17 protein-coding genes and 1 pseudogene are annotated in these 20218 nt (G+C 64.7%); 10 read left to right on the top strand and 8 right to left on the bottom strand.

All coding sequences use genetic code 11. From position 1 onward, the window contains the following. Positions 1-302: 302 nt before the first annotated feature. From ACX36O_RS13140 to ACX36O_RS13150, 3 genes are read left to right on the top strand one after another with little or no spacing between them, the layout of a single operon-like run. Positions 303-1076: a ParA family protein gene (locus tag ACX36O_RS13140; protein ID WP_323031972.1), complete on the top strand. Its 774-nt coding sequence runs from the start codon at positions 303-305 to the stop codon at positions 1074-1076. Next, the gene (locus tag ACX36O_RS13145; RefSeq protein ID WP_488359872.1) at positions 1073-1633 is read left to right on the top strand and encodes an RBBP9/YdeN family alpha/beta hydrolase; all 561 of its coding nucleotides are present in this window, start codon (positions 1073-1075) and stop codon (positions 1631-1633) included. Before ACX36O_RS13140 ends, ACX36O_RS13145 begins: the two co-directional genes overlap by 4 nt. Before the next feature lie 24 nt (positions 1634-1657). Continuing rightward, positions 1658-2602: a ParB/RepB/Spo0J family partition protein gene (locus ACX36O_RS13150; RefSeq protein WP_213362172.1), complete on the top strand. Its 945-nt coding sequence runs from the start codon at positions 1658-1660 to the stop codon at positions 2600-2602. Positions 2603-2749: 147 nt separating this feature from the next. Here ACX36O_RS13150 and ACX36O_RS13155 read toward each other — a convergent pair whose 3' ends face one another. Beyond that, the gene (locus ACX36O_RS13155) at positions 2750-4039 is read right to left on the bottom strand and encodes a solute carrier family 23 protein (RefSeq protein WP_213362173.1); all 1290 of its coding nucleotides are present in this window, start codon (positions 4037-4039) and stop codon (positions 2750-2752) included. Positions 4040-4295: 256 nt separating this feature from the next. Next, a complete protein-coding gene (locus tag ACX36O_RS13160) occupies positions 4296-4721 on the bottom strand; it encodes a universal stress protein (protein WP_488359873.1) in 426 nt (141 codons plus the stop codon). Between the two features lie 111 nt (positions 4722-4832). Between ACX36O_RS13160 and ACX36O_RS13165 the strand changes: the two genes are divergently transcribed. Both ACX36O_RS13165 and metH read left to right on the top strand, forming a co-directional pair. Then, on the top strand, positions 4833-5882 hold the full coding sequence (locus ACX36O_RS13165; protein ID WP_488359874.1) for a homocysteine S-methyltransferase family protein: 1050 nt from the start codon (positions 4833-4835) through the stop codon (positions 5880-5882). Between the two features lie 125 nt (positions 5883-6007). Further along, positions 6008-8830, top strand: a pseudogene (gene metH / locus ACX36O_RS13170) (methionine synthase); the annotation flags it as partial. 87 nt (positions 8831-8917) lie between these two features. On the opposite strand, the gene ACX36O_RS13175 reads toward metH, so the two are convergent. Further along, the gene (locus tag ACX36O_RS13175; protein WP_213362177.1) at positions 8918-10459 is read right to left on the bottom strand and encodes a YifB family Mg chelatase-like AAA ATPase; all 1542 of its coding nucleotides are present in this window, start codon (positions 10457-10459) and stop codon (positions 8918-8920) included. A 164-nt stretch (positions 10460-10623) separates the two neighbouring features. Then, positions 10624-10839, bottom strand: a complete 216-nt coding sequence (locus tag ACX36O_RS13180) for a CsbD family protein (RefSeq protein ID WP_213362786.1) — start codon at positions 10837-10839, stop codon at positions 10624-10626. Between the two features lie 390 nt (positions 10840-11229). Here ACX36O_RS13180 and ACX36O_RS13185 point away from each other — a divergent pair, with 390 nt between their 5' ends. Beyond that, positions 11230-11697, top strand: a complete 468-nt coding sequence (locus tag ACX36O_RS13185; protein WP_213362178.1) for a copper chaperone PCu(A)C — start codon at positions 11230-11232, stop codon at positions 11695-11697. Between the two features lie 73 nt (positions 11698-11770). On the opposite strand, the gene ACX36O_RS13190 is transcribed toward ACX36O_RS13185, so the two are convergent. Beyond that, complete coding sequence (locus ACX36O_RS13190) at positions 11771-12481, bottom strand: dienelactone hydrolase family protein (protein WP_213362179.1); 711 nt, start codon at positions 12479-12481, stop codon at positions 11771-11773. 294 nt (positions 12482-12775) lie between these two features. On the opposite strand from ACX36O_RS13190, the gene ACX36O_RS13195 reads away from it, so the two are divergent. The 3 genes from ACX36O_RS13195 to ACX36O_RS13205 are packed head-to-tail and all read left to right on the top strand — an operon-like array spanning position 12776 to position 15262. Beyond that, positions 12776-13534: a TorF family putative porin gene (locus ACX36O_RS13195; RefSeq protein WP_213362180.1), complete on the top strand. Its 759-nt coding sequence runs from the start codon at positions 12776-12778 to the stop codon at positions 13532-13534. Positions 13535-13566: 32 nt separating this feature from the next. Next, the gene (locus ACX36O_RS13200; protein ID WP_213362181.1) at positions 13567-13905 is read left to right on the top strand and encodes a P-II family nitrogen regulator; all 339 of its coding nucleotides are present in this window, start codon (positions 13567-13569) and stop codon (positions 13903-13905) included. 28 nt (positions 13906-13933) lie between these two features. Beyond that, positions 13934-15262 carry an ammonium transporter gene (locus ACX36O_RS13205; RefSeq protein WP_213362182.1) on the top strand — a complete coding sequence of 443 codons (1329 nt, stop codon included), beginning with the start codon at positions 13934-13936 and terminating at the stop codon, positions 15260-15262. Between the two features lie 216 nt (positions 15263-15478). Here ACX36O_RS13205 and ACX36O_RS13210 read toward each other — a convergent pair whose 3' ends face one another. From ACX36O_RS13210 to hemB, 3 genes are all read right to left on the bottom strand, one after another. Continuing rightward, positions 15479-17236: a GMC family oxidoreductase gene (locus ACX36O_RS13210; RefSeq protein ID WP_371687073.1), complete on the bottom strand. Its 1758-nt coding sequence runs from the start codon at positions 17234-17236 to the stop codon at positions 15479-15481. A gap of 66 nt (positions 17237-17302) precedes the next feature. Further along, a complete protein-coding gene (locus ACX36O_RS13215; RefSeq protein ID WP_371687074.1) occupies positions 17303-18475 on the bottom strand; it encodes a magnesium transporter CorA family protein in 1173 nt (390 codons plus the stop codon). Next, positions 18468-19475, bottom strand: coding sequence for a porphobilinogen synthase (gene hemB / locus ACX36O_RS13220; protein WP_213362187.1), 1008 nt, complete (start codon positions 19473-19475; stop codon positions 18468-18470). The genes ACX36O_RS13215 and hemB overlap by 8 nt, the downstream gene beginning before the upstream one ends. Positions 19476-19636: 161 nt before the next feature. Here hemB and ACX36O_RS13225 point away from each other — a divergent pair, with 161 nt between their 5' ends. Beyond that, positions 19637-20098 (top strand): DUF4019 domain-containing protein, encoded by a 462-nt coding sequence (locus tag ACX36O_RS13225; protein WP_213362188.1) that lies wholly within the window; start codon positions 19637-19639, stop codon positions 20096-20098. Positions 20099-20218: the final 120 nt, after the last annotated feature.

The following is a 20218-nucleotide window of genomic DNA, read 5'->3' on the forward strand; positions in this document are numbered from 1 at the left end:
CGCCAAATCGCCCGATGCGTCTGGCCACTTCACCAGCGCTGTTTTGGTGCGCGGCGGTACTTTTCTGATCTCTCAATCCCGGTGTGCGGCCCCATTGTTTTTGGGCGGCTTCCGGGCTGCCTGTGCGGTGTGGGGCGCTAAGCGATTTCGTGAGCAAAGCGAACATGAGCAAAGCCGCCCCACACCGCACAGGCAGCCCGGAAACCGAACAAAAACACCCCCCGTCACACCCCAGTCCCCCCTCGGCATGCACGAGTACGTACAATGCAGAGGTTTCCTCCACAACAGAAAGCAGACAGAGCATGGCCAGAATCTTTTGTGTCGCCAACCAGAAGGGAGGTGTAGGCAAAACCACCACCACCGTCAACCTGGCGGCCGGACTGGCCAAGGTCGGGCAGCGCGTACTGCTGGTCGATCTGGACCCGCAGGGCAACGCCACCATGGGCTCCAACCTCGACAAGCGCGAACTGGACCCCAGCGTCTACGATGTGTTGCTGGAGGAGTGCGGCGTCAAGGAGGCACGTCGCACTGCCGAAAAATGCGGCTACGACGTCCTCGGTGCCAACCGTGAACTCGCTGGTGCCGAAGTCGAACTGGTCACCCAGGACCGCCGCGAAAAGCGCCTGAAGCTGGCGCTGGCCAAGGTCAAGAACGACTACGACTTCATCCTGATCGACTGCCCGCCGGCCCTGTCGCTGCTCACCTTGAATGGTCTGTGCGCCGCCCACGGCGTCATCGTGCCCATGCAGTGCGAGTATTTTGCGCTCGAAGGCCTGACCGATCTGGTCAACACCATCCGCCAGGTGCATGCCAACCTCAATCCCCAATTGAAGATCATTGGCCTGCTGCGCGTCATGTTCGATCCGCGCATCACCTTGCAACAGCAGGTGAGTGACCAGCTCAAAGACCATTTCGGCGACAAGGTATTCAACACCGTCATCCCGCGCAACGTGCGTCTGGCGGAGGCACCCAGCTATGGGCTTCCCGGCGTGGTGTTCGACCCCTCGGCCAAGGGCAGCAAGGCCTTCGTGGAATTTGCCCAGGAAATGGTCGATCGCCTCAAACAGCCCGCATGAAGGCGCCGAAACTGCGGGTACTGACCTTGCCGGGCTGGAACGGCAGTGGTCCGGATCAATGGCAAAGCCGCTGGGAGCAGCAGCAAGGGTATGAGCGCGTCGAACAGCATGACTGGCAACAGGCTTTGCGGGGCGACTGGATGATCCAGCTGGAGGAAGCGGTGCTGTCCGGCGACGCGCCGGTGGTTCTGGTGGCCCACAGTCTGGGCTGCCATCTGGTGGCTGCCTGGGCTGCGCACAGCCGCCAGACTGGACGTGTGCAGGCAGCTCTGCTGGTGGCGCCTGCAGATCTGGACAATCCCTTGTTGCAGTCCCTGCACAGCTGGCGCAACAAGGCGCTGCAGCCCCTGCCGTTTGCCAGCACGGTGCTGGCCAGCAGTGATGACGACTGGTGCAGCCTGGAGCGCGCTGCAGGACTGGCATCTGCCTGGGGCAGTACCTTTGTGGATATCGGCCCCTTCGGACACATCAACAGCGAAAGTGGACTGGGCGACTGGCCGCAGGGATTGCTGCATCTGCAGCATCTGATCACGCGCAGCAGCACGCCGCTCGCCTAGACTCGAGAGAACAAGGAGAAGCTTATGGCAACCAAACGCAACAAGGGCCTGGGACGCGGACTGGAAGCGCTGCTGGGTCCCCGCCTGCAGGAAGGTGCTGCAGGTGACGTGGCGCTCGATACACCCTTCGACATGGAGCGCGGCGAGCGCTCCCCCTCCACGCTGCTGCTGGAGCAGATGGTGCCTGGCACCTACCAGCCGCGCACCCGCATGGACGAAGGCGCCTTGTACGAACTGGCCGAAAGCATCAAGGCGCAGGGCATCATGCAGCCCATCCTGGTGCGCAGGCTGGAGCAGGGCGACGCCGCCGGCAAGTACGAAATCATTGCCGGCGAACGCCGTTTCCGCGCCGCCCGTCTGGCCGGTCTGGACAGCGTACCGGTGCTGGTGCGCAACGTACCTGACGAAGCCGCCGCCGCCATGGCGCTGATCGAGAACATCCAGCGCGAAGACCTCAATCCGCTGGAAGAGGCACAGGGCCTGCAGCGCCTGGTGCGCGAATTCGGCCTGACGCACGAGCAGGCCGCCCAGGCCGTGGGCCGCAGCCGCAGTGCCGCCAGCAATCTGCTGCGCCTGCTGCAGCTGGCCGAGCCCGTACAGACCATGCTGATGGCGGGTGACCTCGATATGGGCCACGCGCGTGCCTTGCTCAGCCTGGAAAAGGCCAACCAGATCAACGCTGCCAACCAGATTGCCGGCAAGAAGATGTCGGTGCGCGAGGCCGAGCGGCTGGTGAAGAAGCTCGGCGAGGATTTCGAGCTCAAGACCGAGCGCCCCAAGCGCGACAAGAGCGGCGACGTGCGCAGCGTGGAGGAAGAACTCTCCGACCTGCTTGCCGCCCAGGTCGAGGTGCGAGTGAAGAAGCGCGTGAAGCGCCACGGCAAGCTGGAAGAAGTGGGAGAACTGGCCATCCAGTTCGGCTCGCTGGAGGAACTGAACGGGTTGATCGACCGCCTGCGCGGGCAGTGAGAAGAATCAGCGCACAAGACCCGGAGATCTGCATCAGCGGCTGCCTGATCCTTCATGGCGAAGGAAGGGCAGCCGCTTTTTCAGGAGCAGCCTGGATGTTTGGCTGGGGGAAGCTGCGCTCAGGCTGGCCGGTGCAATGGCCGGCCCTTACCGCGGCCGCAGGCGCAGCAACTGGTGCAGCAGAATGGCGCCGAAGGTCGCGGTCCCGATTCCGCCCAGTTTGAAGTCTCCAAATGCCAGGGTGAAATCGCCCGTGCCCAGCACCAGTGTGATCGCCGCCACCATCAGGTTGCCGGTATCGCTGAAATCGACCTTGTTGCGCACCCAGATGTTGGCACCGGACACTGCGATCAAACCGAACACCACGATGCTGACACCGCCCATCACCGGCAGCGGGATGGCCTGGATCACGGCACCGAACTTGGGGCTGAAACCGAGCAGCAGGGCGATCAGCGCTGCCGCCACGAACACGGCAGTGGAATAGATGCGCGTGGCGGCCATCACGCCGATGTTTTCGGCATAGGTGGTGACGCCGGTGCCGCCGGCCGACGCGCTCACCATGGTGGCGATGCCGTCGCCGATGAAGGCACGTCCCATGTAGCGGTCCAGATCGCGCCCGGTCATGGCCGTGACGGCCTTGATATGGCCCAGGTTCTCCGCCACCAGAATGAACACCACCGGCACGATCAGCAGCATGGCGCTGCTCTGAAACACCGGTGCATGGAACTGCGGCAGGCCGAACCAGGGCGCTGCCAGGATACCGGCAAAGTCCATCGGCTTGCCCATGCCGAGGCCGTTGGTCAGCAGCACGTAGATCACGGTGGCCACCAGCAGGCCGAGCAGGATCAGCAGGCGCTGCAGCATGCCGCGCGTCATCACGGCCACCAGCGCCACGCTGACGAAGGTCACCCCCTGCATCCAGCTGTCGAAGTTGCTCGCCGCCATGTTCTTGATGGGGATACCCGCCAGGTTCAGGCCGATCACCGCCACCACGGCTCCGGTGACGACTGGCGGCATCAGCGCCTCGATCCAGCGCGTGCCGACCAGCTGCACCAGCGCACCAATCAGCGTGTAGGCCAGACCGCAGGCCACAATGCCGCCGAGCGCCACCGCAATATTGCCGTTCGGCCCGGAGCCGCCATAGCCGGTGGCGGCAATCACCACGCCGATGAAGGCGAAGCTGCTGCCCAGATAGCTGGGCACCTTGCCGCCCGTCAGTACAAAGAAGATGAGCGTGCCAATGCCACTCATGAAAATGGCGAGATTGGGATCAAACCCCATCAGGATGGGGGCCAGCACGGTGGCGCCAAACATCGCGATCACGTGCTGGACGCCCATCAGCGCCGTTTGCGGCCAGGGCAGGCGCTCGTCCGGGCCTATGATTCCGCCGTGCTGCAGCACGGCACTGCTTTGCTCTTTCCACTGAAAAAGTGCCATCGTTCGTCCTTCGAAAGTGATGGCACGAATGGTAACTTTGCCGGGAGTGCTTTTCGTGACGCAACGGCTATTGCAGCGCGTGAAAATATGTACGGCTGCCTCAACGAGGCAGTGTTCGCTCAAGGAGCCGGCTATCGGCCAGCAAGGATGCCTCTCGGGAAAGACCGGCCAGCTCCGGGGCGAGCCAAAGGACTTGCGTGCAAGAACGACCATGCACGCAAGAGCGCCCATGCGCCCTCACGCAAGTGCAGGCGGATCAGCGCACCAGCAGCACCGGCACCTTGCAGTTGGCCAGCACCTGCGTGGCTACCGAGCCCATCACCAGGTTGCCCAGCGCCCCATGGCCGTGCGAGCCCATCACCACCAGGCGGTATTTGCCTTCCTCGGCCACCTGCGCAATCATCTGTCCCGGCACGCCCACCTTGCTCACCACCGTCGGGTGGATGTCGTGCATGGCCAGGAACTTGACCACCGGCTCGGTGATCTTGTCGCTCTCGTCGGCGTAGTACTTGAGAATCACTTCCTTGCTCAGGGCGGTGTTGACGCGCGTGGGCAGCGGGGCGATCACGGTCATCACCGTGTAGTCCTGGGCGGCGTTGGCGAACAGTTCCTTGTTCTCCACCAGATAAGCCAGCATCTGCTTGGTGTAGCTGCTGCCGTCGATTGCCAGAAGTATCTTCATGCTGCCTCCTTGTCGTCTGCTGGCGCCATCCGGGCGCGCCAACCCTCTCCAGTTTAGGAGAAAAACACCGACTGTACGCCTGAGCAGGGGGGCTCTCTTACAATTCAGGGCATGAAGCTGCCTTCCTATACCCGTGCCCAAGCCCTGCCCGAGATCCTGCGCCAGCGCATCGTCATTCTGGACGGCGCCATGGGCACCATGGTGCAGCGCTTCAAGCTGAGCGAAGCGCAGTACCGTGGCGAGCGTTTTGCCGATTTTCCGCGTGACGTGAAGGGCAACAACGAGCTGCTGAGCCTGACCCAACCCGACGTGATCCGCCAGATCCACGAAGGCTATCTGGCTGCCGGTGCCGACCTGATCGAGACCAACACCTTCGGCGCCACCAGCGTAGCTCAGGAAGACTACGGCATGGCCGATCTGGCCTACGAGATGAACCTCGAGTCGGCCAAGCTGGCGCGCGCCGCCTGCGACAAGTACAGCACGCCGGACAAGCCGCGCTTTGTTGCCGGCGCCCTCGGCCCCACGCCCAAGACCGCCAGCATCAGCCCCGACGTGAACGATCCCGGCGCGCGCAACGTGGATTTCGAGACGCTGCGCGCCTCCTACTACGAGCAGATCAAGGGTCTGGTTGATGGCGGCGCCGATGTGCTGCTGGTCGAGACGATTTTCGACACGCTCAATGCCAAGGCGGCGCTGTTCGCCATCCAGCAATTCTTCGATGACAGCGGCGAGTGCCTGCCCATCATGATCAGCGGCACCGTCACCGACGCGTCCGGCCGCATCCTGAGCGGCCAGACCGTGACCGCCTTCTGGTACAGCGTGCGCCATGTGCAGCCGCTGTCCATCGGCCTGAACTGTGCGCTGGGCGCGGCGCTGATGCGCCCCTACATCCAGGAACTGCACAAGGTGGCTGGCGATACCTTCATCAGCTGCTATCCCAACGCCGGCCTGCCCAACCCGATGAGCGAAACCGGCTTCGACGAAACGCCGGACGTCACCAGCCGCCTGGTGCACGATTTTGCCGCCGAAGGGTTGGTGGACATCGTCGGTGGCTGCTGCGGCACCACGCCGGACCATATCGCGGCCATCGGCAACGCCGTGCACACGCTGCAGCCGCGCGGTGCGCTGCTGGCGCGCTTCCCGCGTGACGAGGCGGCTTGAGATGCGCCCGGATGGCTCTGCAGCGCAGTGGAACTGGCCTGCCATGCCTCCCGCTCTGGCGCATCTGGGTGATCGCCCCAACCTGCCTGTTTTCCATGTTTCTCCTGGCGTGATGCTGCCCCACGGAGCCACGCTTTCCCCATCGAGTAGCCATGTCTGACTCCGCCTCTTTCACCACCGCCGCACCCGTAGCGCCCATGCGCCTGTCCGGCCTGGAACCGCTCACCATCGGCCAGGGCCACCTGTTCGTCAACATCGGCGAGCGCACCAACGTCACTGGCTCCAAAGCCTTCGCGCGCCTGATCCTCAACAACCAGTACGAGGAAGCGCTGGCCGTGGCACGCCAGCAGGTGGAGAACGGCGCCCAGATCATCGACATCAACATGGACGAGGCCATGCTCGACAGCAAGGCCGCCATGGTGCGCTTCCTGAACCTGATCGCCAGCGAGCCGGACATCGCCAAGGTGCCGATCATGGTGGACAGCTCCAAGTGGGAGGTGATCGAGGCCGGGCTGCGCTGCATTCAGGGCAAGGCCATCGTCAACTCCATCAGCATGAAGGAAGGGCTGGACAAGTTCAAACACGAGGCCACGCTGTGCAAGCGCTACGGCGCGGCCGTGGTGGTGATGGCTTTCGATGAAGTGGGCCAGGCCGATACTTTCCAGCGCAAGACCGAGATCTGCGAGCGCGCCTACCGCGTGCTCGTGGACGAGGTGGGCTTTCCGCCGGAAGACATCATCTTCGACCCCAACATCTTCGCCATTGCCACCGGCATCGAGGAGCACAACAACTACGCGGTCGACTTCATCAACGCCACGCGCTGGATCAAGCAGCACCTGCCTGGCGCCAAGGTGAGCGGCGGCGTCTCCAACGTGAGCTTCTCCTTCCGCGGCAACGAGCCGGTGCGCGAGGCGATCCACACCGTGTTCCTGTACCACGCGATCCAGGCCGGCATGGACATGGGCATTGTCAACGCCGGCATGATCGGCGTGTACGACGAGCTGGACGCGGAGCTGCGCGAGCGCGTGGAAGACGTGGTGCTGAACCGCCGCCCCGATGCCGCCGAGCGACTGCTCGAGATTGCCGAGCGCGCCAAGGGCGCAGCCAAGGACGACAGCAAGAAGCTGGAATGGCGCGCGCTGCCGGTGAAGGAGCGTCTGAGCCACGCGCTGGTGCACGGCATCACCGACTTCATCGTCGAGGACACGGAAGAAACCTACCAGCAGATCATCGCTGACGGCGGCCGCCCGCTGCACGTGATCGAGGGCCCGCTGATGGATGGCATGAACATCGTCGGCGACCTGTTCGGCCAGGGCAAGATGTTCCTGCCGCAGGTGGTGAAATCCGCGCGCGTCATGAAGCAGGCGGTGGCGCATCTGGTGCCCTACATCGAGGAAGAAAAGCGCCAGCAGGAAGCCGCCGGCATGGACGTGAAGTCCAAGGGCAAGATCGTGATCGCCACAGTGAAGGGCGATGTGCACGACATCGGCAAGAACATCGTCACCGTGGTGCTGCAGTGCAACAACTTCGAGGTGGTGAACATGGGCGTGATGGTGCCCTGCCACGAGATTCTGGCCAAGGCCAAGTGCGAGGGCGCGGACATCGTCGGTCTGAGCGGCCTGATCACGCCGAGTCTGGAAGAGATGCAGTACGTGGCAGGCGAGATGCAGAAGGACGACTATTTCCGCATCAAGAAGATCCCGCTGCTGATCGGCGGCGCCACTACCAGCCGCGTGCATACGGCGGTGAAGATCGCGCCGCATTACGAGGGGCCGGTGGTGTACGTGCCCGATGCCTCGCGCAGCGTGGGCGTGGCGCAGAACCTGCTGGGTGACGCAGCACCGGGCTTTCTGCAGGAGCTGCAGGCCGACTACGACAAGGTGCGCAGCCAGCACGCCAACAAGAAGCAGATTCCGCTCTGGCCGCTGGACAAGGCACGTGCCAACCGCACGCCGATCGACTGGAACGGCTACCAGCCGCCGGTGCCCAAGTTCATCGGCCGGCGCGAATTCCGCAACGTCGATCTGGCCGAGCTGGCGAAATACATCGACTGGGGCCCGTTCTTTCAGACCTGGGATCTGGCCGGCAAGTTCCCGGCCATCCTGGACGACGAAATCGTGGGCGAGGAGGCGCGCAAGGTGTTCGCCGACGGCCAGGCCATGCTCAAGCAGATCATCGACAACAAGTGGCTCACCGCCAATGGCGTGCTGGGTTTCTGGCCCGCCAACACCGTGCGCGATGACGATATCGAGCTGTATGCCGACGCAAGCCGCAGCACGCCGGTGCTGACCTGGTACGGACTGCGCCAGCAGACCGAGAAGCAGGAGATCGACGGCGTGATGCGGCCGAGCCGCTGTCTGGCGGACTTCGTGGCGCCGCGTGCGGTGTGGGAGGCAACAGCAGGCACGCCGTACGACAGCACCGTCGCACGACCCGGGGCCGACTATCTGGGTGGCTTTGCCGTCACCGCCGGCATCGGCGCCGAGAAGCAGGAAGCGGTGTTTGCCGCCACGCATGACGACTACTCCAGCATCTTGTTCAAGGCGCTGGCTGACCGCCTGGCCGAGGCCTTTGCCGAAATGCTGCACCAGCGCGTGCGTACCGACCTGTGGGGTTACGCGGCGGGCGAGGCACTGAGCAACGAGCAGCTGATCGGCGAGCAGTACGTAGGCATCCGCCCGGCACCGGGGTATCCGGCCTGCCCGGACCACCGCGTCAAGCGTCCGCTGTTCGGTTTGCTGCGCGCCGAGGAGATCGGCATGGGCCTGACCGAAAGCTATGCCATGACGCCGCCGGCCAGCGTGAGCGGCTTCTACTTCAGCCACCCCGAGAGTACCTACTTCAACGTGGGCAAGATCGGCGCGGACCAGGCGCAGGACATGGCTGGGCGCAGCGGTGCGGCGCAGGCCGATGTGGAACGCGCTCTGGCGCCGAATCTGGGGCTGTAAGCGCCCTGTGGAGCGGGGCTGACAGAAGCCGCCTGCCAGTGTCCGGGCGGGGCGCCGGTACCTGTGCATCCCGGCTGCCTGCCGCTGCTAATGCGCGTGCAGCAGCCCGCGCCGCAGCTGGATGGCCTCGGCCACATGCGGGATCTGTACGTCGGCGCTGTCCGCCAGATCGGCGACGGTGCGCGCCACGCGCAGGGTGCGGTGCATGCTGCGTGCGCTCCAGCCGAGCCGGGTGGCGGCCTGCTGCAGGAAGCGTCGCGCTTCCTCCCCCAGTGGCACGGCGTTTTCGAGTGCCTGTCCCTGCAGCGCGGCATTGGGCTGGTCCTGACGCTGCAGGGCATGTTCGCGGGCGGCACAGACACGTTCGCGCGTGCTGGCCGTATCCGGTCCGGCAGGGGCTTGCATCAGTTCTTCGGGCGCGAGAGCCGGCACTTCCAGATGCAGGTCGATGCGATCGAGCAATGGCCCGCTGAGCTTGCCCTGGTAGCGGCTGACCTGTTCCGGCGTGCAGCGGCAGGGGCGGATGCGGCTGCCCAGATAACCGCAGGGGCAGGGATTCATGGCTGCCACCAGCTGGAAACGGGCCGGGAAGCAGGCTTGCTGCGCCGCGCGGGAAATATGGATCTGGCCGGTTTCCAGTGGCTCGCGCAAGGCCTCCAGAGCGGGACGGGGAAACTCCGGGAGTTCGTCCAGAAACAAAATTCCATTATGGGAAAGGCTGATCTCCCCGGGTCGCGGGGGTGATCCACCGCCCACCAATGCAACCGCGCTGGCGCTGTGATGGGGTTGCTGCAGCGGGCGCCGCCCCCAGTGCTCCGGACGGAAACGCCCCGCCAGACTGGCCACGGCGGCCGAAGCCAGTGCCTCTTCCGTGCGCATCGGCGGCAGCAAGCCGGCAAAGCGGCGGGCCAGCATGGACTTCCCCGCGCCAGGAGGCCCCACGAGCAGCAGACTATGGCCGCCGGCAGCCGCAATTTCCAGCGCCCGCCGTGCCGCGGCCTGGCCTTTCACGTCAGCCAGATCGGGATAGTCCGGCGTGGGCAGCACAGGATCGGCCTGCAGCAACTGCCAGCCATCTTCGTCTTCGGATGCAGGCATGGCGGTTGCGCCGGGAGCCTGGAAGCGTGCCACCACATCGCGCAGATGGCGCGCCCGGTACACGCGGGAGCCAGGCACCAGCGCCGCTTCTTCCGCACTGCCGGGCGGCAGCACCAGCGGCAGTTGCTCCCCTTGTTCCACCAGTGCCGCCGCCATGGCAAGTGCGCCCCGCACCGGCCGCAGCTCCCCGGACAGCGACAACTCCCCGGCAAACACATGCCCGCCCAGCCGCGCCGCATCCATCTGCCCGCTCGCAGCCAGAATGCCGATCGCAATCGGCAGATCGAAGCGCCCGGAATCCTTGGGCAGATCCGCAGGCGCCAGATTCACAGTAATGCGCTTGTTGTTGGGAAACTCCAGCCCTGCATTGTGGATGGCGCTGCGCACCCGTTCGCGCGCCTCCTTCACCTCGGTATCGGCCAGTCCCACCAGCGTGAAACTCGGCAGGCCATTGGCCAGATGCACTTCGACGGTGACCGCGGGCGCAGACAGGCCAAGCAGGGCGCGGGTGGGAATCAGGGCGAGGCTCATGCAGCAATAATTAAATTTAAAGTACTAATTATTGCTGCATTTCGACAGGAATGCGCCCCACAAACGCAAAAATCCCCGCAGGCCGAAGCCGGCGGGGATTTCGGGACCAGCGCCGTCCACAGACGACGCGATCCGGTGTTACAGCAGCGTGCGCAAAGGCAGCATTAGAGCCACTTCCAGTCGGGATTGCGGCCTTCCCAATCCTTGACCTGCTTTTCAGCCTCGTCGCGGGCAATGCCGGCACGTTCCTGCAGGCGGCCGACCAGCTGGTCGCGCTTGCCGGCAATCACGTCCAGGTCGTCGTCGGTGAGCTTGCCCCACTGTTCCTTGACCTTGCCCTTGAGCTGTTTCCAGTTGCCTTCGATGGTGTCCTTGTTGATCGCAGTCATGGTGTTTCCTTTCATGATCGTTCCAGGTAGCCGGATGGCTTCGGAATGGCTGCCTTGCCATTGGGTGGCAGGTGCAGTGCAACCATGGCTTTCATGCTAAGCGGCCGCGTCAGTCCTGCCCGTAGGAACCCGGAACCAGTGGCTGTAGGAAAGGGCGGACGCCGCCGCGTTTGCTGCGAGGCGTACGCCGGTGGTGGCCAGCGGAGCAATCGCTGGAGGCAGGAAGGTGGCCTCCGGCCGATCCGGATCAAGCCGGCTGCTGGTCGTGGCCGGCATAATGCCATGCATCGCGCAGGCTGGCGGAACGGTGATCCGGCAGGCATGCCCAGCACCCGGCCCCTCGGCGAAGCCGGCGCTTTCAACCTATCCCGGAGTCATCTCATGAAACACCTCGCCCTTGCTCTCGCCCTGTTTGGCGCCGCCACACTGGCACAGGCCGATGTCACCGTCAGCGATCCCTGGGTGCGCGGCACCGTGCCGGCACAGCGTGCCACCGGTGCCTTCATGCGCCTGCAGGCCGACCAGGATCTGCGTCTGGTTGCCGCCAGTTCACCTGTGGCCGGCGTGGCCGAGATCCACGAGATGGTGATGCAGGACAACGTGATGAAAATGCGCCGCGTGGACGGCATTGCGCTGGGCAAGGGCAAGCCGCTCGAGCTGAAGCCGGGCGGCTACCACGTGATGCTGATGGACCTCAAGCAGCCGCTCAAGGCGGGCGAGCAGGTGCCGCTGACACTGACCTTCGAGGGCGCAGCCAAGGGCAAGACCATCACCAAGCAGGTGCAGGCCACCGTGCAAAGCCTGGCGCCCCAGGGGAGCCAGGGGCACGGCGCCATGATGAAGCACTAAGCCCGCTCCGTGGCCGGGGGGCTGGCCATGTCGCCCATTCCCCTGGCAAGGGCTTGACGCCCCCAGCGGCTGTTCAGCGCAGCACTTCGCGCAGCGCCTTCAGCGTGCGTGCGCGTGCCAGCGCGTCGGCGGCAGCAGCGTAGTGATCGCCGCGCGGACGCGAGAAAGCATGCTGCACCCCCGGATAGTCGTAAATGGCCACATTCGCACGGCCTTCGGCGGCGGCGCGGATTTGCGCCTGCGCCTCGGGCGGGCAGTATTCGTCATTGCCGGCAAAGTGCAGCACCAGCCGGCCCTGGATGTTGTCCATTTCGTCCAGCCTGTTCTCGATGCCGGTACCGTAGTAGCCGACCGACACCGCTGCGTCGGTACGACAGGCTGCCAGATAGGCCATCTTGCCACCCAGACAATAGCCGACTACGCCGGCCTTGTCGTGCTGCTGGCATTCGGGCAGGGCGCGTGCAGCGCGCAAGGTGGCGGCAATGTCCTGCGTCCCCACGTCCTGGTCGAAGCTGTTGAAGAAGCCGAACGCGCTCTGCCAGCCTTCCGGCGTGTAATCCAGCTCGACGCCGGGCTCCAGGCGCCAGAACAGATCCGGCACCACGGCCACGAAACCCTCCTGTGCAAATCCGTCGGCAACCTCGCGCATGGTGGCGTTCACGCCAAAGATTTCCTGGCAGATGACCAGTGCCGGCCCCTTGCCGGAGGGCGGAACGGCGACATAGGCACTGAACGTGCCGGTGCCGTCGGTGGACTGGATGTCGATGGTCTGGCTGTTGCTCATGGGTGTCTCCTCTCGATGGATGAATGCCGCCGGGGATGGCGGTCTGGGTGCCAGGGCACTTGCGGCTGATTATGCCGGCTGCTTCGCTGCACGGCGCTCCGGGCCGGCAACTCCCGGCAACAGGGCCGTGATTGCACCAAAGCAGTGCAAGCAATTGCAACAAGGGTGTGCATGGGAAACCGGAGCACGGGCTTGCAAGGGGGCAGTCCCGGCGTGGGGCACCGAAAAAATGAAGTTGGCATGTTTTGTGCTTGGCTTGGGATGTCTCTCATCCACATCCTGAAAGGAAGTTCCATGCCGGGAAATTTTGCCCTCCGTTCAAGTGCCGTCCTGATTCCGTCCCTGTTCCTGACGCAAGCCTGCCTGGCGCAGCTTGCCACCAGCCCTGCTCCCGAGGCGGCCCCTTCGCCCCTGAGCGTCAATGTCGGGCTGGTCAGCCTCTACAAGTATCGGGGCCAGGACCAGTATGTCTCCGACAGCGGCAAGACCCGCGCCGTGCGCCCGGCGCTGCAGGGCGGGCTCGACTACAGTTTTGCCAACGGCTTTTATCTGGGCAACTGGAATTCCAGCGTGCGCCTGAACAAGGATGCCCGCGTAGAAATGGATTTCTATGGTGGCTACCGTACCAGCACGGGCCCGGTGAACTGGGATTTCGGCCTATTGCGCTACCAGTATCCGGGAGATGCACGCCTCAACACCACCGAAGTCTACGCGGCCGGCAGCTGGGAAGAACTGACGCTGAAGTACTCGCACACTGTGTCGCGTCGCTATTTCGGACTCGACGGCGGTCGCGGAACCGGCTATGTGAACCTTGCCTGGAGCCACCCGCTGGGTTCCGGCCTGGGCTTGCAGGCAGCACTCGGCCACACCTTCCTGCCTGCGCAGGTGCGCGCCGGCGGCCTGTCGGACTATTCGGACTACAGCCTGGGACTGGCCTGGGAATTCCAGCCGCACCTGACCCTGACTGCCGGGATTGCGGGTGCCGACCGGCGCACCAGCTGGGGCGATATCAACCGTCCGCGCGCCATTGCCGGACTCAAGGCCGTTTTCTAGTCAACATCACATTCACACTCAGGGGAAGCAACATGAAACTCATCACCGCCATCATCAAGCCCTTCAAGCTCGATGAAGTCCGCGAGGCCCTGTCCGAGATTGGCGTGCAGGGCATTACCGTCACCGAAGTGAAAGGCTTTGGCCGCCAGAAGGGCCATACCGAACTATACCGGGGCGCCGAATACGTGGTCGACTTTCTGCCCAAGGTGAAGCTTGAGGCCGCCGTGGATGACGCGCTGCTGGAGCAGGCGCTCGAGGCGATCGAGAGCAGCGCGCGCACCGGCAAGATCGGCGACGGCAAGATTTTTGTCACTAGCCTGGAACAGGTCATCCGCATTCGCACTGGCGAGAGCGGCAGTGTTGCCCTGTAACTGGCAGAAACTCGGGAGGATCCTGATCATGAGAAAGCCCATTTTTTTCCTGCTCGCCGGCCTGTCCGGCATGCTGCTTGCCCCCGCCGTCTGGGCGCAGGCAGCGCCCGCTGCGGTCGCTGAGGCCAGCGTCAACAAGGGCGATGTCGCCTGGTTGCTGACGGCCACACTGTTGGTCGTGATGATGAGCATTCCCGGTCTGGCGCTGTTCTACGGCGGCATGGCGCGCGCCAAGAACATGCTGTCGGTGCTGATGCAGGTTTTTGTCGTGTTCGCGCTGGTCAGCGTGCTCTGGCTGGTATTCGGCTACAGCCTGGCCTTCAGCGGTGGCAATGCCGTGCTGGGTGACTTCGGCAAGCTGTTCCTCGCCGGTGTGAACGCCGCCAGCCTGTCGGACACCTTCAGCGCGCAGTCCAAGCTGCCTGAACTGGCATTCGTTGCCTTTCAGGGCTCGTTTGCCGCGATCAGTTGCGGCATCATCGTCGGCGCATTTGCCGAGCGCGTCCGCTTTTCTGCGGTACTGGCGTTCATCGTGCTGTGGCTCACGTTCAGCTACCTGCCGATTGCCCACATGGTGTGGTCGGGGCAGGGCTATCTGTTCGGCAAGGGCGCGCTGGATTTTGCCGGCGGCACCGTGGTGCACATCAATGCCGGCGTGGCCGGCCTGGTGGGAGCGAGACTGGTGGGCCGGCGTATCGGCCTGGGACGCGAAGCGCTGATGCCGCACAGCCTGACCCTGACCATGGTGGGCGCTGCGCTGCTGTGGGTGGGCTGGTTCGGATTCAACGCCGGTTCCGCACTCGAAGCCAGCGGCGTGGCGGCGCTGGCATTCGTCAACACGCTGGGTGCGGCCGCTGCAGCCACCCTGTCGTGGATTACCACCGAACGCCTGCTGGGACGCAAGCCGTCCATGCTGGGTGCCGCCTCGGGCGCCATCGCCGGCCTGGTGGTCGTCACGCCGGCTGCCGGTACCGTCGGCCCGATGGGCGCCATTGTGCTGGGCATCGCCGCCGGCCCCGTGTGTTTCTGGGGCGTGACCGGACTCAAGCGCCTGCTGGGCGTGGACGATGCCTTTGATGCTTTCGGCGTGCACGGCGTGGGCGGCATTCTGGGGGCCTTGCTCACCGGGGTGTTCAGCGCTCCGGCACTGGGCGGCACGGGCGCAGCCGATTACGCCATGCTGCACCAGTTGTGGGTGCAGGCCGAGGGCGTGCTGATCACGCTGGTCTGGTCTGCAGTGGTCTCGCTACTGGCCTTTGTGCTGGTCGACAAGCTGATCGGACTGCGCGTGAGCGAGGAGGACGAACGCGTCGGTCTCGACATCAGCAGCCATGGCGAATCTGCCTACGTCCGTTGAGGGCATGTGCGGCCGGCCACGCGCCGGCCGCCGGAATAAAAAAAGCCGATACCGTTCAGGTATCGGCTTGGTGCATGGTGCACTCGATTTGGTTTGTCTCCTCATCCCTCGCCACTGCTGCGGATTGCCGAAGCAGCGAGTAACTCAACTATATCCACTGGGCTTACATGGGCCTGTCAAGGTTTTCCCTGAATTACCCTGAATACCACATGGGGATTACCCGGGATCGCCATCTCGGGCGTGTGTTGCGGCAATCCATTGCGCCGCCTTCTCGGCAATCATCAGCGTCGGGCTGTTGGTATTGCCGCTGGTGATGGTGGGCATGATGCCGGCATCCACCACGCGCAGACCGGCAATCCGGCCGCCGCGCCCGTCGCGCACGCGCAGGCGGCTGTCCACCACGGCCAGGGGATCGTCGTCGCGTCCCATTCTGGTGGTGCCTACGGGGTGGAAGATCGTGCTGGCAATATCGCCGGCCAGCCGCGCCAGCTCCTCGTCCGTCTGGTATTGCACGCCGGGCTTGAATTCTTCCGGCGCATACGGCTGCAGCGCCGGCTGCGCCACGATGCGCCGCGTCACGCGCAGGCTGTCTGCGGCCACCTTGCGGTCTTCTTCGGTAGCGAGATAATTGGGTGCGATTGCCGGCGCATCGCTGAAGCGCGGGCTCTTGATGCGCACCGTGCCGCGGCTGCCGGGGTTCAGGTTGCAGACGCTGGCGGTGAAGGCATCGAAACCGTGCAGCGGTTCGCCGAAAGCCTCCAGCGACAGCGGCTGCACGTGGTATTCGATATTCGGCCAGGCATAGTCCTCGCTGCTGCGGGTGAAGGCGCCCAGCTGGCTGGGTGCCATGCTCATCGGGCCGCTGCGCCGCAGCAGGTATTCCAGCCCGATGCCGGCCTTGCCACGCAGACTGGCCGACAGCGTATTGAGCGTGCGCACGTCGCGCACCTTGTAGACCGAGCGGATCTGCAGGTGGTCCTGCAGATTGGCGCCGACACCGGGCAGCTCGGCGACGGGTGCAATGCCGTGCTGCTGCAGCAGGTCCGCCGGCCCAACGCCCGAGAGCTGCAGCAGCTGGGCCGAGCCGATGCTGCCGGCGCTCAGGATGACCTCGCCGGCAGCCATGGCCGTTACGCGTTCGCGCCCGTTCCAGACCTCCACACCGGTGCAGCGCGGGGGCTGGTTCCCCTGGGCCGGCTCGAACAGCAGGCGTGCCACCTGGCTCCCGGTCCACAGCGTGAAATTGGGTCGGCGCAGGCAGGTCGGGCGCAGAAAGGCCTTGGCCGCGTTCCAGCGCCAGCCGGCCTTCTGGTTGACCTCGAAATAGCCGACCCCCTCATTGCTTCCCCGGTTGAAATCCGTGCTTTCGGCAATCCCGGCCTGGCGTGCCGCCTGAGCAAAGGCTTCGAGGATGGGCCAGTGCAGCCGCTGCTTGTCCACCCGCCATTCGCCGCCTGCCCCCTGCTCGCGCAGGGTGCGAAAGTAGGGCGTATCCTGCTGCAGCAGCTCGGGAAGCGTGCCCTGGGCGCCATGGTGCGCATCGGCGCCCTTGTGATAGTCCTCGTGCAGGCGGAAGTAGGGCAGGCACTGGTCCCAGCGCCACGCCGCGTCGCCCGTCAGTTCGGCCCACCGGTCGTAGTCGCGCGACTGGCCACGCATGTAGATCATGCCGTTGATGCTGCTGCAGCCGCCCAGCGTCTTGCCGCGCGGATAGCGCAGCACCCGGCCGTTCAGTCCCGCATCGGGCTCGGTCTGGTAGAGCCAGTCGGTACGCGGGTTGCCGATGCAGTACAGGTAGCCGACCGGAATGTGGATCCAATGGTAGTCGTCCTTGCCGCCGGCCTCGATCAGCAGCACGCGGCGCTTCGGGTTGGCGCTGAGCCGGTTGGCCAGCAGGCAGCCGGCGGTGCCGGCGCCGACGATGATGGTGTCAAAACTTGGACTTGACGAAGAGGATGCAGCAGGTCGGGCCATCGGCACATGCTACCGCGCCAAGCACTCCCGATTCCTCGGGATTCACCCTGTGGGGCAGCGTGGTCCTCAGCGATCCGAATCCAGGTAGCGCTTGCGCCAGAACCACAGGCTCAGCCCCAGCGCAATCAGTGCCATAGTGCCGGTCGCTACCCAGAAGCCGATGCGCCAGTCCAGCAGCGGCATTTCCTTGAAGTTCATGCCGAACACGCCGGCGATCAGGTTCAAAGGCAGAAAGATGGCGGTCAGCGTGGTCAGCACGCGCATGATGTCGTTGGTGCGGTTGCCCTGGGCGCTGAAGTGGATCTGCACCACGGTTTCGGCAGACTGCTGCAGCCGGCGTGCATGCTGCATCACGCGCTCGATATGCTCCACCACGTCGCGCGCACGAGCCACCAGCATGTCGCGCTGTTCCTGGGCCTGGGCAGGCTGGCTGTGGAAGGACTCCAGCGGCTGCTCGCGCAGGCTGTCCAGCCATTCCTGCATGGCATCGAGCTGTTCTTCGCACAGGTCTTCCAGCACGTGCAGCTGGCTGCGCGCATGCATCAGCGCGTTCCAGTCGGTATTGCGCGCATTGTTGCGCAACAGGTGCACCTGCCAGCGTTCCAGTTCGGCCGTCAGGTCGCGGCGCAGCTCGAGGTAGCTGTCCACCATGCCGTTGATCATGCGCAGCACCAGATCGGCCGGGCTGGTGGGGCGGCGCGAGCGTGCCGTAGCGGCATCCATGCCCTGCTGGATATCTGCCAGGAAGCGCTTGACGAAGCCGCGCGCCGTCGGGCAGCCCGCCGGATGCACGCTGATCAGCAGCCGGTCGAAAATCACGAAGCCCACCGCCTGCGAGCGGATGCGGCCGAAGGTGGCCAGCCGGCTTTGTGACTGGCCCGGCGTGCCCGGTGGAGCCTCGCTGCGGTCGCCGGCCAGGTCGTCCCCGCTCTCTCCGGGCAGTGCCAGCCGCCGGAACACGATCAGATCGTAGACCGAGGTGTAGTCGTAATTCGAGGGGTGGATGTCCAGCCCCAGATCCAGGGTGTGCAGATCGAGCAGCTGCGAGCCTCCCAGCGTCTGCGCTGCCCGCTGCAGCAGCGGCAGGGCGAGGTCCAGCTCGTCGCGCTCGAGATAGATCCACACGAAGCCGTCCTCCGGCGCTGCCTGCGGCAACCGGTCGGCCACACGCAGGCTGCCGGCGGTGAACTCGATGACCTTCAGCGAGTCCGGTGCCCCCGAATCAGGAGCTTCAGCCATGCTGGCGCAGCCACTCGGCTGCCTCGAGCGCAGAATAGGTCAGGATGCCGTCGGCACCCGCGCGCTTGAAGGCCAGCAGCGATTCCATCATCACCGCATCATGGTCGATCCAGCCATTCTGCGCCGCGGCCTTGAGCATGGCGTATTCGCCGCTCACCTGGTAGGCAAAAGTCGGCATCCGGAAGGCCTCCTTCACGCGCCAGACGATGTCCAGATAGGGCAGCCCGGGCTTGACCATCACCATGTCCGCGCCTTCGGCAATGTCCAGCGCCACTTCGCGCAGCGCTTCGTCGCCATTGGCCGGGTCCATCTGGTAGTTCTTCTTGTTGCTCTTGCCCAGGCTGGCGGCAGAGCCTACCGCCTCGCGGAACGGGCCGTAGAAGGCACTTGCATACTTGGCGCTGTAGGCCATCAGGCGGGTGTTGACCAAGCCTTCCTCCTCCAAAGCGTCGCGCATGCTCAGGATGCGGCCATCCATCATGTCGCTGGGCGAGATGATGTCGGCACCCGCCTGCGCATGCAGCACCGCCATGCGCGTCAGGATCTCCACCGTGGTGTCGTTCAGGATATAGCCGCTCTCGTCGATCACGCCATCCTGGCCGTGGCTGGTGTAGGGGTCCAGTGCCACGTCGGTCATCACGCCCAGTTCGGGAAACTCCTTCTTCAGCGCCTGGATCGCGCGCGGCACCAGCCCGTCCGGATTCAGCGCCTCGCTGCCGTCCACATCCTTGCGTTCGGCATCGATCGCCGGGAACAGGTCGATGCAGGGCACGCCCAGCTCCAGGCAGCGCTCGGCTACCGGCAGCAGCAGGTCGATCGACAGGCGTTCCACACCGGGCATGCTGGCCACGGCCTGGCGCCGGTTGCTGCCCTCGTGCAGGAATACCGGGTAGATGAAGTCATCCGGCGTCACCTGGTGCTCGCGCACCATGCGGCGGGTGAAGTCATCGAAGCGCAGACGGCGCGGGCGGCCAAGCGGGTAGGGGGCGTAGGGAGTCATGGGCAATCCATCTCGGTAAGGAGCATGGCCGTGAGTGGCCGTCCCTGATTCTATGTCGCACCTGCAATCAAAGGCATGGTCGGGGATCAAGCTCGGCACAAGTCGGCATTTGGACCGCATAATGAATCGCTCACAACCTTTCCGTTATGGAGTTCCGACTCATGCACATCCCGCACGCATTCCGTTTCGGCCTGGCTGCCGCCGCGGCCCTGGCATTGGCACCGGCCCAGGCGCAGCCCGGCTTCCAGGCGGCCGATCCCAACACCTTCGTCAACGCGGCGCAGGCGGCACTCAACGACGTGTCCCAGGGCAAGGCTGCCGACATCTGGAAGGAAGCCAGCGCCCAGATGAAGAAGCTCGACAAGCAGTCCACCTTCGTCAAGAACAGCGCCGAGCGCTACAAGGAGCTCGGCCCGGCGCAGCAGCGGGTCTGGGTCGCCGTCAACCGCCTGATCCTGCCCGAGCCGGCCAAGGATGCCAAGGGCCCGCAGGCCCCTGCCGGCCAGTATGTCAACGTCACCTTCCTGAGCCAGTTCGCCAACAACCGCAGTGGGTTCGAGCGCGTCACCTACTTCCTCGATACCGACAACCAGTGGCGGGTGATGGGCTTTGCCCTGCGCTGAGGCATATCCTGCAAGTAAATGCAACAGCTTGCAACTTGCTTGAACAGAAGAAAAAAGGGGGCGTAACCCGCCGCAAACTTGATACATTGGACTCCGGGCCCTGTGCCCCCCGCCTTCCTC

It is taken from the genome of Brachymonas sp. KE5, assembly GCF_057773645.1.

Bases quoted from the DNA above. Each gene is read 5' to 3' on its own strand.
- ACX36O_RS13140 (WP_323031972.1), top strand. From the start codon at position 303: ATGGCCAGAATCTTTTGTGTCGCCAACCAGAAGGGAGGTGTAGGCAAA.
- ACX36O_RS13145 (WP_488359872.1), top strand. From the start codon at position 1,073: ATGAAGGCGCCGAAACTGCGGGTACTGACCTTGCCGGGCTGGAACGGC.
- ACX36O_RS13150 (WP_213362172.1), top strand. From the start codon at position 1,658: ATGGCAACCAAACGCAACAAGGGCCTGGGACGCGGACTGGAAGCGCTG.
- ACX36O_RS13155 (WP_213362173.1), bottom strand. From the start codon at position 4,039: ATGGCACTTTTTCAGTGGAAAGAGCAAAGCAGTGCCGTGCTGCAGCAC.
- ACX36O_RS13160 (WP_488359873.1), bottom strand. From the start codon at position 4,721: ATGAAGATACTTCTGGCAATCGACGGCAGCAGCTACACCAAGCAGATG.
- ACX36O_RS13165 (WP_488359874.1), top strand. From the start codon at position 4,833: ATGAAGCTGCCTTCCTATACCCGTGCCCAAGCCCTGCCCGAGATCCTG.
- ACX36O_RS13175 (WP_213362177.1), bottom strand. From the start codon at position 10,459: ATGAGCCTCGCCCTGATTCCCACCCGCGCCCTGCTTGGCCTGTCTGCG.
- ACX36O_RS13185 (WP_213362178.1), top strand. From the start codon at position 11,230: ATGAAACACCTCGCCCTTGCTCTCGCCCTGTTTGGCGCCGCCACACTG.
- ACX36O_RS13190 (WP_213362179.1), bottom strand. From the start codon at position 12,481: ATGAGCAACAGCCAGACCATCGACATCCAGTCCACCGACGGCACCGGC.
- ACX36O_RS13195 (WP_213362180.1), top strand. From the start codon at position 12,776: ATGCCGGGAAATTTTGCCCTCCGTTCAAGTGCCGTCCTGATTCCGTCC.
- ACX36O_RS13200 (WP_213362181.1), top strand. From the start codon at position 13,567: ATGAAACTCATCACCGCCATCATCAAGCCCTTCAAGCTCGATGAAGTC.
- ACX36O_RS13205 (WP_213362182.1), top strand. From the start codon at position 13,934: ATGAGAAAGCCCATTTTTTTCCTGCTCGCCGGCCTGTCCGGCATGCTG.
- ACX36O_RS13210 (WP_371687073.1), bottom strand. From the start codon at position 17,236: ATGGCCCGACCTGCTGCATCCTCTTCGTCAAGTCCAAGTTTTGACACC.
- ACX36O_RS13215 (WP_371687074.1), bottom strand. From the start codon at position 18,475: ATGGCTGAAGCTCCTGATTCGGGGGCACCGGACTCGCTGAAGGTCATC.
- hemB (WP_213362187.1), bottom strand. From the start codon at position 19,475: ATGACTCCCTACGCCCCCTACCCGCTTGGCCGCCCGCGCCGTCTGCGC.
- ACX36O_RS13225 (WP_213362188.1), top strand. From the start codon at position 19,637: ATGCACATCCCGCACGCATTCCGTTTCGGCCTGGCTGCCGCCGCGGCC.